The following is a 21216-nucleotide window of genomic DNA, read 5'->3' as shown; positions in this document are numbered from 1 at the left end:
GATGGACCGATCGATTCGGAGCCACCGATTCGGCTCCAGCGTGGCCAGGAGATGCTACGAGAATCGGATGTGTGCTCGCACGCTTCGGGTGCGGTCACGACGCTCAGGGGTGGAGATCGCGTCTCCAACACTGATGGGTGAAGTATCTGAAGGCCCACCTCTATGCCCTCACTGTCATGCCCAAAGCGGCACTCATGTTCACCTCCAGCTCGCCAGTATTTCGATCGTCAACGGGCAAAACGAACTGCCCCCGAGAGGACAGCAGAAATGCCCACGGAAGCCATCAAAACTGACGGATTCCGGGCCAATTTGATTCCAGTGTCCTTGGTCACTGCGACCCTCAAAAACAACGAAGGCCCAAGCACATACCGAAACCTCCACCGCTTCAGAGCTAGTTTTTGACGAGCACCTTCATGCCGCGACCGGCGCGCAGTTCTGTGATCGCACCGACAACGCCCTCGACCTCGACCTCGGAGAGCCAACCCTCAGCGCTGTACTTACCCTCGGCCATCGCCGCGATGACCGCGTCGAAGTCCTCGGGGAGGTATGCGAGACTTCCCACGATCTCGGTCTCCGCCATGACGAGCTGCGAGGGGTTGAACTCCATCGTGCGCTCGTGAATGGCGACGACGACGAGCCGCCCGGCGGGAGTGAGGCTGGCGATCGCCGTGATCACCGCGGGACCCGCGCCCGCGGCATCGAAGGCGACATCCACGCCCTGGCCGTCGGTCAGCTCCAGAATGCGCTCGATGAGGTTCTCCGAGAGCGGGTCGACGAGGATATCAGCCCCAACGGCACCGATCGCCGCACGACGCTCCTCGCTCGGCTCCGAGACGATGATCGTCTCGACGCCACGTGCGCGCAGGGCAAACCAGACGCCGATGCCGATTGGGCCCGCTCCCGCGATCAGTGCGGTCTGACCTGCCTTCACACCGCTGCGCTCGACAGCATGCCAAGCGACCGCCATGGGCTCGACGAGTGCACCCATGCGCAGATCGACGCTCTCGGGCAGTACGTGCACTTTTGAGGCGGGGACGGTAGTGAACTCGGCCATGCCTCCACCGTGCGAGGAGAGACCGTGGAAGCCGATTTTCTGACAGGCATTGTAGAGCCCCTTCTTGCAGGACGGGCATTCCCCGCAGTAGTAGACCGGCCACACAGCAACCCTGTCACCGACGGAGACGTTCGTGACGCCCTCCCCGAGCTCGGTGACCGTGCCAGAAAACTCGTGACCCAGGATCTGGGGCAACGTGGCGCCGGTGACGGGGTGTGGTTGAGCGCCGCCCTCCGGCTGCGGGCCGTAGTAGACGTGCAGATCGGAGCCGCAGATGCCAGCGTAGGCATTCCGCAACTTCACCTCACCCGGTGCGGGGGTCGGCTCCGCAACATCCTCGATTCTCAGATCCTCTTGCGCGTGAAGTACTGCTGCCTTCATGGTGTGCCTTTTCTATAGTTCGGTGGTGGTGGTGGTAGTGGGTTACTGCAGAAAACGACGAAGATCAGGGTAGCCGCTCGTCGACCAGGCCCCATCGACCACGAGGTTGTCTCCGGAGATGTAGGAGGCGTCATCGCTCGCGAGGAATACGGCTGCGGATGCGAGCTCCTCGGGCTGAGCCGCCCGGCCGAGCGGAATACGCTCGTTATAGGCCTCCTGAACACCGGGCATGCTCGTGAGCCCCACGGTCATGGGCGTTGCGACAAGGCCGGGCGAAACAGCATTCACCCGGATGCCGTGCTCCCCCAACTCCAGCGCCGCCTGCTTCGTGAGCATCACGACTCCCGCCTTCGAGGCCGTGTATCCCACACCGAAATGCATGGGCACGAGGGAGTTGAGCGAGGCGATGTTAACGATCGATCCGGCCTTACCCTCCGCGATGAACTGCCGCGCGGCAAGACGGGTCCCGTTGAACGCGCTGTAGAGGTTAAGGCGCACGGTGAAGTCCCAGTCGGCGAAGCTGATGTCGGTGAGGGTTCCCGCACGTGAGCCCCCAGCGACGTTGAAGACCGTGTCGAGGGTTCCGAACCGCTCAACTGTGTCGGCGATGAGACCCTCGAAGTCTGCTTCGTCTGTGACATCCGTACGTCGACCTAAAACCTTGGCACCGAAGGTGTCGGATGCCGCGGCGATGAGCTCCTCGTTGACATCGGCTACGACGACGGAGGCTCCCTCGCTGACGAGGCGTTCCGTGATCTTGGCGCCGATTCCGGAAACTCCTCCCGTGACAATCGCGACCCTATTGACGAATCTCTCAGACATTTTTCGACTTCCTCTCCTCGCGGACCCTCGTTGGTCCGTCTTCGTCAACCCTACCGGTTATCTGACACATGTTTGATAGATAGGATATCCGGATGGATGTTCGACAGGCACGCACGCGCAGCAAATTGCGAAACGCCATCTACGCGATCGCCGCAGAGAAGCATGTAAACAAGATCAGCGTCGCGGAGGTGGCCCGTGCGGCCGGGATCACGCGCGACACGTTCTACCGGCACGGCACGAGCCCCGTCGAGCTCCTCGCAAGCTTCCTCCGTGAGGACCTCGACGACCTCGGCAGGTCCATCGGCGAGCTACCAGCAACGAGCGGCACCAAACTTAGCGTTTTCGACGAACCGGAGCGCCGACTCCTGAGCCACATCGCCGAGCGTTCGGAAATTTACAGCAACGCTCTCTCGCCCCGTCTGGCCGGAGAGCTGCACGACATGCTCTCGGACTACATCGAGCAGGGACTCATCCTGCACCTCGAGCGACACCCCCAAATCGCGCCGGTCCTACCCGGGGGCCTCCCACCCGAGGAACAGCGGAGGATGCTCGTGGCCTATGCGGGAGCCGGCACGGTGGGCGCCATCGAGGCCTGGCTCCGCGGCGAGAACCGAGGCTCCGTTGAGGAAGCTGCCCGCACCGTGATCGCCGCCTCGCCAGAATGGTGGTTGGGCCGCACCGCTCTAGCAGTCAAATGACGTCCGCCCCGAATCCGGACGAACAGACCCGAGGCGGGTGCTGCCCCACGCTCAGCACACGATTCCCCCTCTATGAGAATCGCGATAGCCCGCGGAGCCGGATTCGTCGTCCGCCAACGGCCGTAGAACTTGCGCTGAGGATGCCGCGCTCCATTCCTCGATCGTCGGCAAGAACGGGTCCGTGACACGGCCACGATACGCCGGCTCGGCGATCGGCTTCCCCGCATGCCTGGCGACGACATGCCGGGCGATCGTGTGATGGGAACAGCCCGTCAGTTCGGCTGCGGCACACAACGATCCAGTCCATGCTTGTTGCATATCCCAAAGACACCACTTGCTCCTAGCGTTCGCGGATCAGGGCACCCTGCACATAGATCATCAACAACGCGACCAAGCCGAAAACCAACACCCCGATCATCCCGGTCGGAGACACCGGTCGGCCGCTTTTCTCTGTCGAGAAGTCGAAACGATCGCTCTTTCCCGGGCTGAAGGATCGGAAAGACGAGAGTCGCCCTCGAGCGTTGGTCCGGATTTCGCTGGTCGAAAGATCCCGAAGCCCGAGGAATCGTCTCGAACCCAGCGCGCAGCACCGGCACTTGGGTGTTGCTCTGGTCTCCCCGGCGGCGAGTATTCTGGGGTGAGCGGGTGTCACCCGGACGGAGAGCATCCCGGCCCGGCACCCTTTACCCTTCACCGATGGCCAACGGCCGAAAGCACTGATGACTTCTTCTCGCCCGACCGACAAAGAACCGTCCGGCACGACCACGGTTGCGCCCGCCCTCAAACCCTGGCCCGCGCTCTGGGCGCTGGTGATCGGGTTCTTCATGATCCTGGTCGACACGACCATCGTCTCGGTCGCGAACCCCAGCATCATGGAGGGGCTGAACACCGGCATCAACGAAGTGATCTGGGTGACCAGCGCCTACCTGCTGGCCTACGCCGTACCGCTGCTGATCACCGGGCGGCTGGGCGACCGGTTCGGTCCGAAGAACATCTACCTGATCGGCCTGGTCGTATTCACGCTGTCATCGGCCTGGTGCGGGCTCTCCGGCGACATCACCACGCTGATCGTGGCACGTGTGTTCCAAGGGCTGGGTGCGGCCATGATGACGCCTCAGACCATGGCTGTGATCACCCGCATCTTTCCTCCGGACCGCAGGGGGCAGGCGATGGGGTTGTGGGGGGCCACGGCCGGTGTCGCCACACTCGTCGGACCGATCCTCGGCGGTGTGCTGGTCGACAGCCTCGGTTGGGAGTGGATCTTCTTCGTCAACGTTCCGGTCGGCGTGGTCGCATTCATCATGGCCTGGAGGCTCGTACCCGCCCTCGCCACCCACAAGCACCGGTTCGACCTGCTCGGCGTGGCGCTGAGCGCGATTGGCATGTTCCTCGTGGTGTTCGGGATCCAAGAGGGGGAGAGCTACGACTGGGGTGAAATCGTCGGCCCGATCAGTGTCTGGTCGCTCATCATCACCGGAATCGTCTTTCTGGTCGGATTTGTCCTCTGGCAGCACTACAACCGGGGCGAACCGCTGCTGCCGCTGCAGCTTTTCCGCGATCGCAACTTCTCACTCTCCAACGGTGCGATCACGACCGTCGGGTTCGCGATCACCGGCATGACGTTGCCCTTGATGTTCTACTTCCAACTCGTGCTCGGTCTCCCGCCCACACAGTCGGCCCTGATGTTGGCTCCAAGCGCCGTGCTCTCGGGAGTGCTGGCGCCGTTCGTCGGGCGCCTGGTCGATATCATCAACCCCCGCTACGTGGCCGTGACCGGGCTTCTGCTCCTCGCCGGTGGCCTCTACTGGTACTTCGCGATCATGACCGCAGATGCGCCCATCTGGCTGCTGTTGTTGCCCAGCGCTGTTCTCGGGCTGGCGAATGCGGCGGTGTGGTCACCCATCTCCAGCACCGCCACTCGCCACCTGCCTGCCCACCAGGCCGGTGCGGGCTCCGGCGTGTACAACACGACCCGCCAGGTCGGGGCGGTGCTCGGCAGCGCTGCGATCGCGGCGCTGATCCAGTCGCGGCTGATGGCAGAGGTTCCCGCGCCCATCCCCGCGGGCGCACTGCCTGTCTCGATGCATGACGGTTACGCGGCGGCAATGGGGCAGAGCCTCTTGTTGCCGGCAGCTGCCGCCGTGCTGGGGGCGATCATTGTCATGTTCTGGGCAAAGCCGAAAGCCGTGAGTGGTTGGGGCGCCGAGCTGACGACATCCGCGAGCTTGGGCGCGGCAGACCCGGTTGAGGCACCGATCGAAACGGCGCTCGCACCGGTACCGAATACGGTGGCATCGAACCCGATGGTATCGAACCCGGTGGTGTCGGGCTCGCCGGCATCGAACCCGTCCGCTCCGCCCGCGTAAGGCGGGGCGCGACCCTGGCCGCGGTGAGGGTTCAGAAAGTTACCGCGACATCAGCTGTTCAACTCTGCCAGCCGCAACCAAGTCTCGACGACGGTGTCGGGGTTCAGCGACATCGACTCGATGCCTTGCTCCACCAGCCACTCGGCGAGATCGGGATGGTCGGAGGGGCCCTGACCGCAGATGCCGATATACTTGCCCGCTCGACGGCACGAATCAATCGCCATCGACAGCATCTTCAGCACCGCCGGATCGCGCTCGTCGAAGGTCTGCGCCACAAGGGCCGAATCGCGGTCCAGCCCCAGAGTCAGCTGGGTCATATCGTTGGAGCCGATCGAGAATCCGTCGAAGTACTCCAGGAACTCGTCCGCCAGCACGGCGTTGGATGGCAGCTCACACATCATGATGATCTGGAGCCCATTCTCGCCACGACGTAACCCGTTCTCGGCGAGCAGGTCGATCACCGCGCTCGCCTCGCCGAGAGTACGCACGAACGGCACCATGATGGAGACGTTGGTAAGCCCCATCTCGTCGCGGACGAACCGCAACGCTTCGCACTCCATGTCGAAACACGCGCGGAACTCGGGTGAGATGTATCGGGAGGCGCCGCGGTAGCCAAGCATGGGGTTCTCCTCGTGCGGCTCGTACAGCTCTCCGCCAATGAGGTTCGCATATTCATTGGATTTGAAATCCGACAGCCGCACGATCACCTGCTCCGGGGCAAAAGCCGCTGCGATCATAGAAACCCCTTCCGCGACCCGCTTCACAAAGTACTCCCGCGGGGAGGCATAGGCTGCGATGCGTGCCGAGATCTCCGCGGCGAGAGGCTCGGGAAGCGTGGCGTGTTCCAGTAGTGCCCGAGGGTGTGTGCCGATCTGCCGGTTGATGATGAACTCGAGTCGAGCCAGGCCGACTCCGCGATTGGGGAGTTTTGCGAAGGCGAACGCCTGATCGGGAGTGCCGACATTCATCATGATCTTCACCGGAGCCACAGGCATCTGGTCCAGGTGAGTCTCCTCCTGTTCGAACGGCAGGATCCCGGCGTACACGATTCCCTCGTCGCCCTCTGCACACGATACGGTGACCTCATCACCGTCGTGGAGAACCTGTGTCGCCACCCCGGTGCCGACGACGGCGGGGATACCGAGCTCGCGTGCAATGATCGCGGCGTGACAGGTGCGGCCGCCTCGATTGGTCACGATTGCCGAGGCGCGCTTCATGATCGGCTCCCAATCGGGGTCGGTCATATCCGCCACAAGCACGTCGCCGACGCGAAAGCCCTCCATCTGGTCGAGCTCGCGCATCACACGCACCGCACCGGCGCCGATACGCTGCCCGATCGCTCGGCCGGTGACGACCGGGGTGCTGCGTTCGGCAAGCACATAGCGGCGCATCACGTTGCCGTCGTCGCGGGACACCACGGTCTCGGGCCGTGCCTGCACGATGTACAGTTGCCCATCGATGCCGTCTTTGGCCCATTCGATGTCCATCGGGCAGCCGTAGTGCTCTTCGATCACAAGCGCCTGACGGCCGAGCTCCTCCACCTCTGCATCCGAGATCGAGAAGTGGCTGCGCTGAGCGATATCCACTTCGGCGAACACCGTGCTACCACCCATGTGCACGCCGTCGGCGTAGCGCATCGCGATCGCCTTCTCGCCCGCAGATCTCTTGAGAATCGCGGGGCGGCCCGCTCGCAACGCAGGTTTGTAGGCGTAGAACTCGTCAGGGTTGACAGCGCCCTGTACAACCGCCTCACCGAGACCGTAGGAACTGGTGATGAACACCGCATCGGAGAAGCCAGACTCGGTGTCGACCGTGAACATCACACCCGACGCGGCGAGGTCCGAGCGCACCATGCGCTGAACGCCGGCAGACAATGCCACCTCATGATGGTCGAAGCCGTGGTGTACCCGGTACGAGATGGCACGATCGTTGTACAGCGAGGCGAACACACTGCGTACTGCGGCCAGGATGTTCTCAATGCCGCCGATGTTCAGATACGTCTCCTGCTGCCCCGCGAAGGATGCATCGGGCAGGTCTTCTGCGGTCGCGCTGGAACGTACTGCCCACGTGACGGCGTCAGGGTCGGGGTCTGCAGACACCAGAGCCGCGTACGCCGCCCGGATATCACGCTCGAGCTCTTCTGGGAACGGCTGCTCCTCAATCCATCGCCGCACCTGGGCCCCCACACGGGCGAGTTCGGTGACGTCTTCGACATCGATCGCCTGCACGGCGAGCTTGATCTGCTCATAGAGCCCGCCCGCAGCCAGGAACGCCCGGAACGCGTCGGCAGTGGTCGCGAAACCTCCGGGCACTCGCACCCCCAGTTCCGACAGGTGCGACACCATCTCGCCCAATGAGGCATTCTTGCCGCCGACTTGACCCAGGTCGGACATGCCGATCTGGTCGAACCACAGAATATTGGTCACTATATGCCTCTTTCGGTTATGTACCCGCGGGTGTGTCTGCTCATGCACGCAACTTCATCGACTGGATGATCACAGCTGACATCTCCTCGACGCTCTTGGTCGCGGAGTTCAAGAACGGTACCCGGGTGCGTCGGTACAGGGCCTCAGCACGACGCAGTTCCAGTGTGCACTGTCCGAGGCTCGAGTAGCGGGAGTTGGGGCGGCGCTCGAAGCGCACATGACTCAGCCGCAGTGCGGTGGTCGTCAACCCGAAGCAGCGCCGGGCATATTTCGCGATCGCGGGCGGCAGGCCATCAGTGGGAAAATCGTCATCAGTGAGCGGATAGTTGGCCACCAGCAGTCCGTACTGCAATGCCAGATACATGGTGGTCGGGGTCTTGCCGCACCGCGACGGAGCGATGATGATCACATCAGCGGCGTCCAAGGCGCGCAGACTCTGCCCATCATCGTGTTCGATCGCGTATTCGACCGCGCGCATACGTGCGAAATACCGCTCCAGGTCGCCGAGGCCGTGATATTGGCCGGGCTGATCGGATGCGGTAGTCCCCAGCGCCCGCTCCAATTCGGACATGTGGCCGCCCAGCAGATCGATGACCGTGGCATCCGCGTGGGTGAGCACCTCGCGCACGGCCGGCGCCTTCACGGTCGTGAACACGATCGGCAGAGCTCCCACCGCGGTGGCCGCATTCACCTCACGGACGACGCCATGAGCGCTCTCGGCCGTGTCGATGAACGGCAGAGTCTGTCGAATGAATTGGATGGAGGGAAAATTCGCCAGCAGCGCGTTGCCGAGCGTCTCTGCCGTGATCCCGGTGCTGTCGGAAACGAAGAAGGCGGTACGCACCGCCGTATTGGTGGACACGGCAACGTCTCCAACGTGATCAGTCATGCGCCCTCCTGGGTGAGGGCGAAGAAACTCACCCTTCTAGCAGTCTAAGGAAAGAAGGGCGTGGTCGCGGCCACCACCATCGGGCCCCATGAGAACCAGCGTCGTTTCGCTCTCAGAAATCTGGCGTTGATTTCGAGGGATGGATCAAGAACTGACCCCAAAAGTGCTCGGCTCGGACGGCTTCGGAGAGTGGGCTTCGACTGTTCGGCCGGTGAGCCGGTGGATCAGCTCCCGATAACGCTCAGCAGTCTGCTCCACGATGTGCGGCGGCAACACCGGCGGTGTCGCCTGATCGTCGCCTCGCTCAGACCAGTTGGCGCTCAGCCAGTCGCGCACGATCTGCTTGTCGAAGCTCTGCCCGCGGTCACCGGCCGCCCAGGCGGCGGCGTCCCAGTACCGGCTGGAGTCGCTCGTGAGCACCTCGTCGGCCAGCGTCACTTCGCCGGTTGCGCGATCGGCGCCGAACTCGAACTTGGTGTCGGCGAGAATGATGCCCCGCTGCTCCGCAATGACAGATGCTCTCATAAAAATGGCCAGTGAGAGATCCCGCAGAGTGTTCGCCACTTCGCGTCCGACGAGTTCGACTGTGCGCTCGAACGAGATGTTCTCGTCATGCTGGCCCTGAGGAGCCTTCCACGCGGGCGTGTAGATCGGTTCCGGCAGGCGGTCACCGTCGGTGAGGCCGGCTGGCAGCGCAATGCCGCACACGCTTTGCGACTGCTGGTACTCCTGCCATCCCGAACCGGTGAGGTAGCCGCGCACGACGCACTCCACCGGAAACATGTCGAGGGCGCTGACGAGCATGGCTCGCCCGGCGAGAGCCACGGGGACGGGAGGCGCCGCCTCCGGGGGATCGTCGTCTGCCCGGACGAGATGGTTGGGCACGTCGCTCAATTGCTCGAACCACCACAGACTCAACCGGGTGAGAAGCTCTCCCTTGCCCGGGATGGCGGGCTCGAGCGTGTGGTCGAAGGCGCTCACCCGGTCGGAGGCGACCACGAGCATGAGATCCGCATCGGCGAGGCCGGCGGCCGTATGCGGCACATACAGGTCGCGCACCTTGCCCGAGTACTCGAGGCGCCAGCCGGGAGTCTCGGCGGCCGCGGGTTGAGGTGTTGCCTGGGCGTCGTTCACTCCACCATTATCGTGTGTCTTGCGAACCGTGCGCCCGGCGCCGTGCGCCCGGCGCCGTGCGCGGGTGGTGGGGTTGCGAGCGTGTGCGCCGCTGCGGTCGTCCAGTGCCTCGGCCCGCGCCACGTGGAACGCCTCGCTCCCGTTCGAACTTGCGCGATGTGTTTCAACTGGTGCGCGGCCCAAAAATATGGTGCGATCGCGCGGGCTGAAAGGTCATATCGGTTGCACTCAGCCGGTATCGCCTACGCTTGGGCCATGGAATTTGCCAGTGTGCTGTTGATCGTCGGGGCCCTCGTGATAGCGGGTGCCGTCCAGGCGTGCGCGACCGGTCGGATCGGCGTGAACCAGATTGCCGGCATTCGCCTGCCCAGTGTGATGGTCAGCGACGCCGCCTGGCGGGCCGGACACGCGGCAGCGGTCATCCCCCACTGGGTGACCAGCGGCCTCGCAGTCGTTTTCGCGGGGTTCGGGCTGTTCGGGTCGAACACCCCAGCGAATATGGAGATGTTTGTGATGATCGGTGCCGTGATCCTGCTCGGTGGAACGATCTGGGGCGCCATGGTCGCGCACCGCGCCGCAGTGAAGGTGCCGCTGCCCAAGCCGCAGCGCAAGTCCCGCCGCTGAGAGTAGGCGGGCGACCCATGATCAGCCCTGCGCGATGACTGCGCGTGAGGATGTGTTCGAGGGCGTGGCCGCGCCGCTTTCGGGCGACCAATCCGCCGCATTCGGGTGGCGGCTTGCGTGGGCCGGGGGCGAATCAGGCTTTCAGCCCATTCGCCACCGTAGCGGCTATGCCCACTTTCTCGACTTCGTCAACAGGGCAGATGCCGACGCTCGAGAACTTTCGGCAGACCCTCTTGCGCTCCTTCGATTCCTGCACACGCACATCGGCGAGCTCACGGCTGACACCGAATTGAAGGAGGCGGCAACCGTCTTTCTCGGTAACACCCTGGCTGCCCTGCGTGAAGACGCGGCCTGGGGCCCCGCCGGTGACGGATCAGCGGAAGTCGGGGCCGGGCGCCGAAGCTACGTCGTGCAACAGGTTCTGGAGCGACTCGCGAAGCCTCTCACGGGCAGCCTCGACGACGGCCCGGTCTTCGCGAGTGACGACGACTGGTTGCACGCCTTCGCGGCGTCGCTGGCCGAGTGGGTCGACGAACAGGCGGATGACGTGCTGCCGGCGCTGCCGTTGCCGGTACCCGCGCAACCCGCAACGCAGAAGTATCGACGTCCGCTGCTTCCTGAGAGGACATTCCTCGACGCTGCCGGAGAACCGATCCCGTACGGCCGGCGCTGGGGCGATGACGGCCCGGATGAGGCGAGCTACAGCGTCACGAGCAACCTGGAGCGCTTCGCCCCCCTGCATTCGGTGGCGCACGCCCTGGTGGAGTACGTGGAGCAGGTCTACGACGTGGACGTCCAACAGATCGATCCGGCAGACCTGGAGTTGCTGCAGCCGCACGAAGACGTGTGGGAGATCGTACGCCTGTCACCGCGGAGTGCGGATGGTGCGCCGCTCGTGTTCGTTCTGACCGGTTTTCCCGGCGTGATGGTGGAGGCGGGCGTGCTGCACAGCGTCCCCTTCCCTGCGTGCGGCTGCGATGCCTGTGACGACGACATCCAGGCGGTGGCGGGTGAGCTCGAGGACCTGGTGCTGGCTGTCGCCCGCGGAGGCTTCGCGGAGCAGTATCCGGTGAGCCGCCGAATGGAGACCGATTTCGCCCAAGTCAGCACCGACGACGACGGCAGGGTCACCGGTTCGCGAGGTGGAAGAGGTGAGCCGCCCCAACTCTCCCCCGAGCGACTTTCTGCCGCTGCCGCCCGGTTGGCCGCCCTGCCCGAGGGCTGGCAGCCATGGCCGCTGCGCGGAGTTGTTGTTGACGCAGACATTCTGTGATCGGGTGCGGGATTTCGAGACGATCCTCCTTCGTCGGATCCCTCAATCCGCGGGGCTGTGCGCCGCGATTTCGAGACAATCCTTCGCCCCTCTCGATTCCTCGACCCGTGGGCGGGAACCCATGACTAGGGGTGGGCAGAGCTGGTACCCGTTATTTGGTGCCGGTGCCGGTGCCGGCACCCGCGGCGATGTCGGTGCGATACTGGGCGCCGGTGAAACCTATCTGCGACACGGCCTCGTAAACCCGGCTGCGTGCCGAACCGAAATCTTTGCCGAGCGCGACCACGCTGAGAACCCGCCCGCCAGCTGATACCAGTTCATCATTGGGCTGCAACCCGGTGCCCGCATGCAACACGGACACCCCGGGAACCGCCGCCGCCTCGCCCAGCCCGGTGATCGGGCGACCCGTCACCGGCGACTCGGGGTAGCCCTCGCTCGCCAGCACCACGGTGACGGCGACCAGTGGTGAGAACGCGAGCGCGGGCAACTCGGAGAGGGTGCCCGTCGCGGCTGCCAGCAGCACCGTCGACAGTGGGGTGACAAGGCGAGGCAAGACCACTTGGGTTTCGGGGTCGCCGAAGCGCGCGTTGAACTCGATCACCCGAACCCCCTGGGGGGTCAGGATCAGCCCGCAGTACAGGAGTCCGATGAACGGCGTGTGTTCGGCGGCCATCTGCCTGACGGTCGGCAGCGCGACGGTGTCGGTGACCTCGGTGACGAAGGCCTGTTCGCTGCCGAAGAGCTCGTCGAGCCACGGCAGCGGCGAGTACGCGCCCATCCCGCCGGTGTTCGGCCCCAGGTCGTCGTCGCCCAGGCGCTTGAAGTCCTGGGCGGGCGCCAGCGCACGAACCGACTCGCCGTCACTCACGAAGAACAGCGATACCTCGGGCCCGGTCAAGAACTCCTCGACCAGAACGCTGCCGTGGGGCAGCCAGTGCGTGACGTGCGCCAGTGCCGCTTCACGGTCCTCGGTGACCAGAACCCCCTTGCCCGCGGCGAGACCATCGGCCTTGACGACGTAGGGGGCACCGAACTCGTCGATCGCCGTTCTGGCGGCATCGATGTCGGCGGCGAGGATCGCGCGCCCGGTCGGCACACCGGCGGCATCCATGATCCGCTTGGCGTAGGTCTTACTGCCCTCCAGCTGTGCAGCCGAAGCATCGGGGCCGAACACGGGTATGCCGGCCGCGCGCACGGCATCGGCGACCCCCGCGACCAACGGCGCCTCCGGTCCCACGATGACGAGCTCGACCGCTCGCTCAATGGCGAAGGCCACCACTTGGTTCGGATCACACGGATCAAGCGGCACCGTCTCGACGTCGCTCGCGATGCCGGCATTTCCGGGGGCCGCAACAACCGTGTGGCCGGCGTCTTCGGTGCACAGGGAACGAATCAGAGCGTGCTCGCGGGCACCGGAACCGAGAACGAGAATCATCACCCATTCAGACTATCTGGCGGCCCGGAACCCAACGCAACTGGCAGACTGGACGGGTGGCCAGGCGAAGGATCCCAGACGAGGTGGGGCGTACAGCGCTCGCCGAGGTTGCCGCCCATCCCGCAGAAGGTGGCCCGGGTCCCGGCAGGGAGGTCACCGCGACGGCAGTGCGTTACCTCTTGCAGCGTCTGGCCGAGGACTCCCCGGGCAACACGGTGGAGGTGCGGGTGCCGCCCTTCGGGGCCGTGCAGTGTGTGCCTGGTCCGCGGCACACGCGCGGAACACCGCCGAATGTGGTCGAGATGGATGCCACGACGTGGCTTGCCCTGGCGGCCGGATCGCTCACATGGGCCGATGGCATCGCCGGTGGCAGCATCCACGCCTCGGGGCAGCGCGCCGACCTGACCGGCCACCTGCCGATCGTGTCTCCGGAATGAGAAGTTGCCGGAATGAGAAGTTTCTGGAGAAGCACCTGCCGCAGTGGCGAGCTCCAGAACGAAAACCTGCCGCAATGAGAAACCCCGCCTCGCGATGGACGAGACGGGGGTTCTTGTGATTGCCGCGATGGACGGCAAGTCTGGTGGGCTGCCCGGAGGCGTGCCCAGCTTCTAGTAGCGGGCGATGCTGGGAACTCGGCGGTATCCGTCGCGAGAGGTGATCGCGAAAGCACCGACGATTGCCGAGAAAGCCATAACGCCGAGGAGTGACATGAGAACGATCATGACGACCTGCCTTTCTTCAAGAAGGGTGAGCGGGGGTTGGAGCCCATTGGTTCCAAAAGCTCTTGACTACTATTCAAGCCGACTTGTCCATATAGGACAAGCGCATAATACTTTACTGAATGTGTAGTCTGGCTACATGGACATTCGACGGCTCGATCTGCTCCGAGAACTGGCTGAACGCGGCACGATCACTGCGGTCGCGCGCGCCACGCATCGCACTCCCTCCGCGGTTTCCCAGCAGATCAAACTGCTGGAGAAAGAGGTCGGGGCACCGCTCACCCAGCCCGCTGGAAGGGGGATCAGCCTGACCCACGCCGGTCGCACTCTGGCTGCCAGTGCCCGGGATGTGCGCATCGCGATTGAGAAGGCATCCGCACTCTGGGACGAATACGCGAACAACCCGGTCGGCGAGGTGACGATGGCCATCTTTCCGACCGCGGGGGAGATGCTGCTGCCCGGAGCGCTCACCACGTTGGCCGGAGCCGAAGGGCTGGTGCTGCTTTGTGATGACGTCGATCCGTCGATTGAGGTATTTGCCGACCTCGCAAATGACTACGACGTTGTGTTGGCGCATTCCCCCAAGGGCACGAGCACCTGGGCCGGCCGCGGCCTGACCCAGGTGCCGCTGATGGTCGAGCCGCTCGACGTCGTCCTGCCACTCGGGCACCGGCTGGCAGGCCGCACCACAATCGCCCCCAAGGATCTCATCGGTGAGAGTTGGATCGGTATGCCCGTCGGCTATCCGACCAGCCGTCTGCTGCTGGAGTTGGAGGCATACACTCGGCAGCCGGTCACGGTCGTGCAGCGGTTCTCGAACACCCGTGTGATCGAGGCGCTGGTTCTTGCGGGCCACGGCATCGCCCTGCTTCCGCGGTTCACCACGGTGAACCCCGGCCTCGCGGTCAAGGAATTGTCTGGCATCGAGTCGGAGCGGCACATCGTCGCGTTGATGCGACCAGACCGGGCGGAGCGGCTCTCGGTGCGCAAGGTCATTGCGGCGTTGAGCAACGAGGCCGAACGCATCCCTCTTGTGCACGAGCACCCCAAGACCCAGCCGATCGACGTGATCACCTGACGCCGAACGTTTGCGACGTACGCCCGGTCAGCTGTCGGGTTCGTCCGGGACATCGCCGCGAATCCAGTCGATGTACCGGTTCAACGAGAAGTCCACGATCTGTTTCGCGCCCTCATCAATCTGGGTGAACGCGGAATAGATGCGGTCATACTCCAACGGTTCGGTCGTCGCCAGAATACGGCGGATCGCCCGCTCGGGCAGCGGAATGTTGTTGACGAAACTGCGCATCGAGTTGACAGAGCGGTGATCGCCGCCGATCGCGATCGTGTCACCGGTGATCAACACCCCTTTTTCGTGCGCCCCTGCCGGCCAATGGGCGATGCTCGAACCGGCGAAGTGTCCACCGCACTGGATGAGGGTGAGGCCCGGCAGCACCCTCAACGCCCCCTGCCACAACTCGATCGCAGGATCGGGACGTCTGATCCAGGCGCGGTCGGCGGATGCGACCCATACCGGTGCGCCGTCGAAAGCGTGGCTCCACTGGATCGAGGCGCCGGTCAGATGCGGGTGGCTGGCCGCGATGGCCGCGATTCCGCCGATGTTGTGTACCAGGTCGACGGCGAGCGCATCGACGAAGCCGGGCGGTTCCCAGAGCAGGTTCCCGCCGCTGGTGCGCACGATCAGGCCGCGCTGGCCGATACCGACGGAGGGCGTGCAGGTGAGGCCGTAGAGGTCGGGCTCCAGCAACTCCACTCGGCTGTGGTGGCCAGTTGACGCCAGTTCGGCCTGGCTGGTCCAGTGTTGGCCGTCGAGCGGAACCCACTGCCGGTCGTCGGAGCAGATCTCGCAGATGGGCGGCGGATACTGCGTGTCGGGATGTTCAATCCCGCACGTGGCGCACGTCCAGACGGTCATGACTCCATCATGCGCCCGTTGACTGAATGCGGTCAGGGGGTCAGCGATACCTGGCCCGTCGACGGCTCCCAGCCAAGTCGGAGACAATAGAGGAATGACACGCAACACCGACCCAGTGCCAGACACGTCGAATGAGGCGCCGCCCGTGCCCGCGACCGGGCACGTCGACTCCAGCACCGAGCAGGTGCTGGTGCGCCGGTCGCCGCGCTATCTGCGACTGATCGTGCTCGGAGCAGGGCTGGGGGCGGCGGGCGCCTTCTTCGCGGCCGTGCTGCGTGAGCCCGCCGAGGGCTACAGCCAGGCCCAGGTATTCGGCTTCCTACTGATCTTCGGGATCGTATTCGGAGGGGCACTCGGCATCGTCGTGGCGTTGATTCTCGATCGATGGGCAAACCGTGGGCAAAGAACGCTGGTGGCGAATAAGCTGACGGTGCGCGCGGAGGAATCCCAGCCGACTGATGCCCGACGAGACGCACCGGCGATCGAAGCCGTCTCTGCCGTGACCAGACCTGCCGACACCAAACCTGCCGACACCAAACCTGCCGACACCAAACCTGCCGAGACTGAACCCGGCCGAAGCGCCGGCTGATCAACCAGGCATGATCCACAAGCGAAGGGTACGTGTGTGAAACGAGGCGACGGGCTACTGGGGCACGAATTGTTGCCGGGGGAGAAGGGGCCACAGGATGCCTGCGGCGTGTTCGGCGTCTGGGCGCCGGGTGAAGAGATCGCCAAGCTCACCTACTTCGCCCTGTATGCCCTTCAGCACCGCGGGCAGGAGTCGGCGGGAATAGCCACCAGCGACGGCCGCAATATTCTCGTCTACAAAGATATGGGCCTGGTTTCGCAGGTGTTCAACGAGGTGACGCTCAACACCCTCACCGGCCACATCGCAGTCGGGCACACGCGCTACGCGACGACCGGTGCCTCCAGTTGGCAGAACGCGCAACCCACACTCGGACACGTCTCGAACGGCACCATCGCACTCGGGCACAACGGCAACCTGACGAACACGAACCAGTTGCGGGCGCTGGTCACCGAGCGCTATCCCGATATCGACGGCGAACTCGCTCGCGGCAACACGACCGACACCGCAATCGTCACCGCACTGCTCACCGGCGACGCCGATCACACCTTGGAGGAGACCGCCCTCGAGGTGATGCCGCACCTCAAGGGGGCATTCAGCTTCGTCTTCATGGACGAGACCACCCTGTATGCCGCGCGCGACCCGCAAGGGGTTCGGCCGCTGGTGCTCGGTCGGTTGGAGCGAGGCTGGGTGGTGGCCAGCGAGACCGCTGCGCTCGACATTGTCGGCGCATCGTTCGTGCGGGAGGTGGAACCGGGCGAATTGATCGTTATCGACGAGAACGGGCTGCGAACCAACCGATTCGCCGAGTCGAAGCCCGCCGGATGCGTCTTCGAATACGTCTATCTGGCCAGGCCCGACACCACGATCGCCGGGCGCGGGGTGTACGAGGCCCGTGTGGAGATGGGCCGCAGGCTCGCCGCGGAGTCGCCGGCTGAAGCCGACCTGGTCATCCCCACTCCCGAGTCGGGAACGCCGGCCGCGATCGGTTATGCGGAGGCCTCGGGGATCCCGTACGGGCAGGGGCTGGTGAAGAACTCCTACGTCGGGCGTACCTTCATCCAGCCGTCGCAGACGATCAGGCAACGCGGCATCAAGCTGAAGCTCAATCCGTTGCGAGACGTGATCAAGGGCAAACGCCTGATCGTGGTCGACGATTCAATTGTGCGCGGCAACACCCAGCGCGCGCTGGTCAGCATGCTGCGAGAGGCCGGCGCCGCAGAAGTGCACGTGCGTATTTCTTCCCCACCGGTGAAGTGGCCGTGCTTCTACGGAATCGACTTCGCGACCAGGGCCGAACTGATCGCCACCGGGCTCACCTCCGACGAGGTCTGCAAGTCGATCGGGGCCGACTCACTCGGTTACCTCTCCCAGGAGGGAATGATCGAGGCGACCGGGCAGCCGCGCGAGAGGCTGTGCACGGCGTGCTTCTCGGGTGAATACCCGATCGAGTTGACCGACCGCGAGATGAGCGCATCGCTTCCGATCGACGGTCCCGCCGCGCCGATGACCGCACCGCTCGAGCTCGAGGGCCTGTTCGAGGCCGGAACGGATGCGCGCCGCGACTCCGCACGCGAGGTCTCCAGCGGGGTCTCCAGCGGGGTCTCGGGCGGTGTGCCGCTGCACTACGGCGACCCCGGGCGACAGGAGTGAGGCCAGCCGTGTCGCGTGTGCCTGCGATCTCCTCGTCCGCGCCACTCACAGCGCATCACCGAGCGCATCACCGAGCGCCAGTCAAACGGTCGATTGATGCTGGTGCGCCGATAACTTTCGACCGCTTCACCATCGCTCGCGAGGCGAGCCTCAACAGGAGTGTGACCGTATGACCGATCAGGCCGCCGATTCCACGACCGCCTCATACCGCGAGGCCGGAGTTGACACGCAGGCGGGTGACCTCGCCGTTGAATTGATGAAGTCGGCGGTGTCGGCCACGCACACATCGCATGTGTTCGGCGGGGTCGGCGGCTTCGCCGGGCTGTTCGACGTGTCGTACCTGAAAGACTTCGACCGCCCGCTGCTGGCCACCTCGACCGATGGCGTGGGCACCAAGGTTGCCATCGCCCAAGCGATCGACAAGCACGACACGATCGGCCAGGACCTGGTCGGGATGGTCGTCGACGACATCATCGTGGTGGGGGCGAAACCGCTGTTCATGACCGACTACATCGCCTGCGGCCGGGTCGTCCCCGGGCGCATCGCCGACATCGTCGCCGGAATCGCACGGGCGTGCTCGGAGACCGGCACCGCGCTGGTCGGCGGCGAGACCGCTGAACATCCCGGCCTGCTCGGCCCCGATGACTACGACGTGGCGGGCGCCGCCGTCGGCGCAGTGGAGGCAGATGCCGTGTTGGGCGCCGAACGGGTGCGCGACGGCGACGTGGTTCTGGCGCTGGCCTCGTCCGGGCTGCACTCGAACGGATTCTCCCTGGTGCGCCACATCCTGGCAAAACAGGGAATCGGATTCACCGACCATTCGGCCGACCTCGGCGGGATGGTCGGAGAGGTGTTGCTCGAGCCGACCCGGCTGTACACCACCCCGCTCCTCGGCGTGCTCGAGGACCCAACGCTGACCGGCGCCGTGCACTCTCTCAGTCATGTCACCGGTGGCGGGATCGCCGCGAACCTCGCACGAGTGCTGCCGGTGGGCAGTTGGGTGGAAGTGGACCGCACCACCTGGTCACCCGACCCGGTCTTTCGGGTGCTGTCGGAGATGGCCGGCACCAGCCTGGTCAGCTCCGAGGGAACCTGGAACCTCGGCATTGGGATGTTCGCCGTCGTTGACCCGGAATCCGAGGCAGCCGTCACCGCCGCATTGGTGTCCAGGGGTATCCCCACCTGGCCGGTCGGCCGGGTGTCTACCCGCGAGCGCGACCTCGCCGGCTTCGAGCAGGGGGCCAAGGGCGTCGACGGCGGGGCCGTGCGGCTGGTCGGCAGCTACCACACCTGATCGGAGAGCACACGATGACACCCCTTGTGCTGCCGAACGCGGTAGAAATTCTGCTCAGTGCATTGCTGGTGCTCGGTGCATCCGTGTGGATCGGCGGACTCGTCACCATCACCGTGGTCAATGCGAGCACTCACGCCGTGCTGACCGCAGCCGATCGCACCGCACTCTTCCGCAACCTTGGCCCCCGATACCTGACGATGGCGATGGTGGCCGCCCTGATCGTCGCCATCAGCGGCGGACTGCTTCTGGCGGCCCGGCCGTTCGACGACATCACCATTGATATCCTCGTGCTGGTCGCCGCGCTGGTGGCGGCGACGATTGCCGGGGTGGCCCAGGCCCGGCGGATGACCCGGTTGCGATGCGCAGCCCACGAGGCCGCTGATCCCGGCCAGTTCGCGGATCGACTGAAGCGCGGATCGTTCACCGCACGTCTCCTGCGGACTGCTATCGGACTGATCAGTCTCGCGCTGTTCGTGATGGCGTTCGTCGCACTGGGTTCTGCCCAGTGAAGAAGACGGTGTTCCTGACCGGGGCCACTGGTTCCATGGGCTCTGCGACACTTCGTGAACTGGTCGATCGCCGCGAAAGGTTCGACATCGTTCTGCTGGTGCAGGACTCCAGGAGGGCGAGGCGTGATCTCCGTCGCTATGCGGACGAGCCGGGCATCCGGATCGTCTGGGGCGATGTGCGCGACTACCGGGCCGTACTGAACTGTGTGACCGGCGCCGACTACGTGCTTCACGCTGCAGCCCTCATCTCACCGGCGGCGGACCGCGACCCCGTGCTCACCGAGCAGGTCAATGTTGGCTCGGTGCGCAACATCCTGCGGGCGATCCGTGCGCAGCCCGACCCCGGGGCGGTGCGCCTCGTCACCGTCGGCTCGGTTGCCATGACCGGTAGTCGGCTGCCGCCCATCCACTGGGGGCGGGTGGGAGATCCGATCACGCCCGCCATCGACGATCACTACGCGGTGAGCAAGATCGAGGCCGAGCGACTGGTTGTGGAATCGGGGCTTGCCCACTGGGTCTCGCTTCGTCAGACCTTCATCTGCATCCCGCGGCTGTTGAGCCTCATGCATCCCATACTGTTCCACCAGCCGCTGGCCACACGGTTCGAGTTCGTGACCGCCAGAGATTCTGGCCGACTGATGGCAAACGCCTGCGAGAGCGATGTTCCCGCGGAGTTCTGGCGTCGTGTGTACAACATCGGCGGTGGGGAGAAGAGCCGCGTCGGGTATGTCGAGTACCTCGACCGCATCTTCCGCGCCTTCGGGCTCGGCACCCTGGCCCAGCTCACCGAGCGCCGGTGGTTCGCGTTGAAGAATTTTCACTGCCAGTGGTTTCTCGACTCCGACATTCTTGAGGGCTACCTGCACTTTCGGCGAGATGGGCTCGACGAATATGTTGCCCAGGCGGCGGCATCCGCACCATGGTATCTGCGCATCGGACTCGGGCGGATTGTCCTGCGCTCGTTCATCAGGGGCGTGGTCATGAAACGGTTGGCGCGAGCACCGGAGGGGCCGCTGCACTGGATAGAAACCGATGACCGCCGGCGGATTGAAGCGTTCTTCGGTTCACGTGAAGCGTGGGAGAACATTCCGGGGTGGGAGGAACCCATCCCGGAACCCACGCCGCCCTTGCCTCTTGATCACGGCTTTGACGACTCGCTACCCGACGCCCGTATCGGATATTCGGAAGCGGTATCCGCCGCACGATTCCGTGGCGGCCAGTGCCTCAGCGACGAGATGCAGGAGGGCGACCTCTTCACCCCGCTGCGCTGGGTATGCGGCGCCGGGCACGAGTTCGGGGCCACCGCATACCTCGTGCTCCGTGCCGGTCACTGGTGCCCTGCCTGCCAGGCACCGCCGTGGAACGATGACGAGATCGCGCGAATCAACCCGTTCTTCGCGCAGGTCTGGCCCTAACCCGC

Annotated in this window: 18 protein-coding genes; 11 read left to right on the top strand and 7 right to left on the bottom strand. The window is 64.8% G+C overall.

Annotated features, from left to right (window positions below; translation table 11 throughout):
* Window positions 1-391 precede the first annotated feature (391 nt).
* Together DL891_RS09350 and DL891_RS09345 are read right to left on the bottom strand one after the other, a co-directional pair.
* Window positions 392-1435 (bottom strand): 2,3-butanediol dehydrogenase, encoded by a 1044-nt coding sequence (locus DL891_RS09350; protein ID WP_111720170.1) that lies wholly within the window; start codon window positions 1433-1435, stop codon window positions 392-394.
* Between the two features lie 42 nt (window positions 1436-1477).
* A complete protein-coding gene (locus DL891_RS09345) occupies window positions 1478-2257 on the bottom strand; it encodes an SDR family NAD(P)-dependent oxidoreductase (RefSeq protein WP_111720169.1) in 780 nt (259 codons plus the stop codon).
* Between the two features lie 92 nt (window positions 2258-2349).
* On the opposite strand from DL891_RS09345, the gene DL891_RS09340 reads away from it, so the two are divergent.
* A complete protein-coding gene (locus DL891_RS09340) occupies window positions 2350-2955 on the top strand; it encodes a TetR/AcrR family transcriptional regulator (RefSeq protein ID WP_111720168.1) in 606 nt (201 codons plus the stop codon).
* 719 nt (window positions 2956-3674) lie between these two features.
* A complete protein-coding gene (locus DL891_RS09335; protein WP_111720167.1) occupies window positions 3675-5321 on the top strand; it encodes a DHA2 family efflux MFS transporter permease subunit in 1647 nt (548 codons plus the stop codon).
* Window positions 5322-5371: 50 nt separating this feature from the next.
* Here the strand turns inward: DL891_RS09335 and ppsA are convergent, their stop codons facing one another.
* The 3 genes from ppsA to DL891_RS09320 form a co-directional block, all read right to left on the bottom strand.
* Window positions 5372-7750: a phosphoenolpyruvate synthase gene (gene ppsA / locus DL891_RS09330; protein WP_198668849.1), complete on the bottom strand. Its 2379-nt coding sequence runs from the start codon at window positions 7748-7750 to the stop codon at window positions 5372-5374.
* A 37-nt stretch (window positions 7751-7787) separates the two neighbouring features.
* Window positions 7788-8636, bottom strand: a complete 849-nt coding sequence (locus tag DL891_RS09325) for a pyruvate, water dikinase regulatory protein (protein ID WP_111720165.1) — start codon at window positions 8634-8636, stop codon at window positions 7788-7790.
* Between the two features lie 144 nt (window positions 8637-8780).
* On the bottom strand, window positions 8781-9770 hold the full coding sequence (locus DL891_RS09320) for a phosphoribosylaminoimidazolesuccinocarboxamide synthase (protein WP_111720334.1): 990 nt from the start codon (window positions 9768-9770) through the stop codon (window positions 8781-8783).
* Window positions 9771-10025: 255 nt separating this feature from the next.
* Between DL891_RS09320 and DL891_RS17100 the strand changes: the two genes are divergently transcribed.
* Entirely contained in the window at window positions 10026-10394 is a 369-nt protein-coding gene (locus tag DL891_RS17100; protein WP_157962456.1) for an SdpI family protein, read from the top strand.
* 34 nt (window positions 10395-10428) lie between these two features.
* Complete coding sequence (locus DL891_RS09310; protein ID WP_111720164.1) at window positions 10429-11667, top strand: DUF6226 family protein; 1239 nt, start codon at window positions 10429-10431, stop codon at window positions 11665-11667.
* A 151-nt stretch (window positions 11668-11818) separates the two neighbouring features.
* On the opposite strand, the gene purD is transcribed toward DL891_RS09310, so the two are convergent.
* On the bottom strand, window positions 11819-13105 hold the full coding sequence (gene purD / locus DL891_RS09305; protein ID WP_111720163.1) for a phosphoribosylamine--glycine ligase: 1287 nt from the start codon (window positions 13103-13105) through the stop codon (window positions 11819-11821).
* 53 nt (window positions 13106-13158) lie between these two features.
* Here purD and DL891_RS09300 point away from each other — a divergent pair, with 53 nt between their 5' ends.
* Together DL891_RS09300 and DL891_RS09295 are read left to right on the top strand one after the other, a co-directional pair.
* On the top strand, window positions 13159-13539 hold the full coding sequence (locus DL891_RS09300) for a sterol carrier family protein (protein ID WP_111720162.1): 381 nt from the start codon (window positions 13159-13161) through the stop codon (window positions 13537-13539).
* A 421-nt stretch (window positions 13540-13960) separates the two neighbouring features.
* Window positions 13961-14899 (top strand): LysR family transcriptional regulator, encoded by a 939-nt coding sequence (locus DL891_RS09295; RefSeq protein ID WP_111720161.1) that lies wholly within the window; start codon window positions 13961-13963, stop codon window positions 14897-14899.
* 27 nt (window positions 14900-14926) lie between these two features.
* Here DL891_RS09295 and DL891_RS09290 read toward each other — a convergent pair whose 3' ends face one another.
* A complete protein-coding gene (locus DL891_RS09290) occupies window positions 14927-15754 on the bottom strand; it encodes a hydrolase (protein WP_111720160.1) in 828 nt (275 codons plus the stop codon).
* A gap of 94 nt (window positions 15755-15848) precedes the next feature.
* On the opposite strand from DL891_RS09290, the gene DL891_RS17480 reads away from it, so the two are divergent.
* The 5 genes from DL891_RS17480 (at window position 15849) to DL891_RS09265 (ending at window position 21211) form a co-directional block, all read left to right on the top strand.
* On the top strand, window positions 15849-16343 hold the full coding sequence (locus DL891_RS17480) for a hypothetical protein (RefSeq protein ID WP_232819092.1): 495 nt from the start codon (window positions 15849-15851) through the stop codon (window positions 16341-16343).
* 36 nt (window positions 16344-16379) lie between these two features.
* The gene (purF, locus tag DL891_RS09280) at window positions 16380-17993 is read left to right on the top strand and encodes an amidophosphoribosyltransferase (RefSeq protein ID WP_111720159.1); all 1614 of its coding nucleotides are present in this window, start codon (window positions 16380-16382) and stop codon (window positions 17991-17993) included.
* A gap of 169 nt (window positions 17994-18162) precedes the next feature.
* Window positions 18163-19287 (top strand): phosphoribosylformylglycinamidine cyclo-ligase, encoded by a 1125-nt coding sequence (purM, locus tag DL891_RS09275; protein WP_111720158.1) that lies wholly within the window; start codon window positions 18163-18165, stop codon window positions 19285-19287.
* Window positions 19288-19301: 14 nt separating this feature from the next.
* Entirely contained in the window at window positions 19302-19796 is a 495-nt protein-coding gene (locus DL891_RS09270) for a hypothetical protein (protein ID WP_111720157.1), read from the top strand.
* Window positions 19793-21211 (top strand): NAD(P)-dependent oxidoreductase, encoded by a 1419-nt coding sequence (locus DL891_RS09265; protein WP_232819091.1) that lies wholly within the window; start codon window positions 19793-19795, stop codon window positions 21209-21211. Before DL891_RS09270 ends, DL891_RS09265 begins: the two co-directional genes overlap by 4 nt.
* Window positions 21212-21216 lie beyond the last annotated feature (5 nt).

Source organism: Homoserinimonas sp. OAct 916 (genome assembly GCF_003260275.1).
Taxonomy (GTDB): Bacteria; Actinomycetota; Actinomycetes; order Actinomycetales; family Microbacteriaceae; genus OACT-916.
The sequence above is the reverse complement of the archived record's forward strand: the minus strand, read 5'-3'. Positions and strand labels throughout refer to the sequence as shown.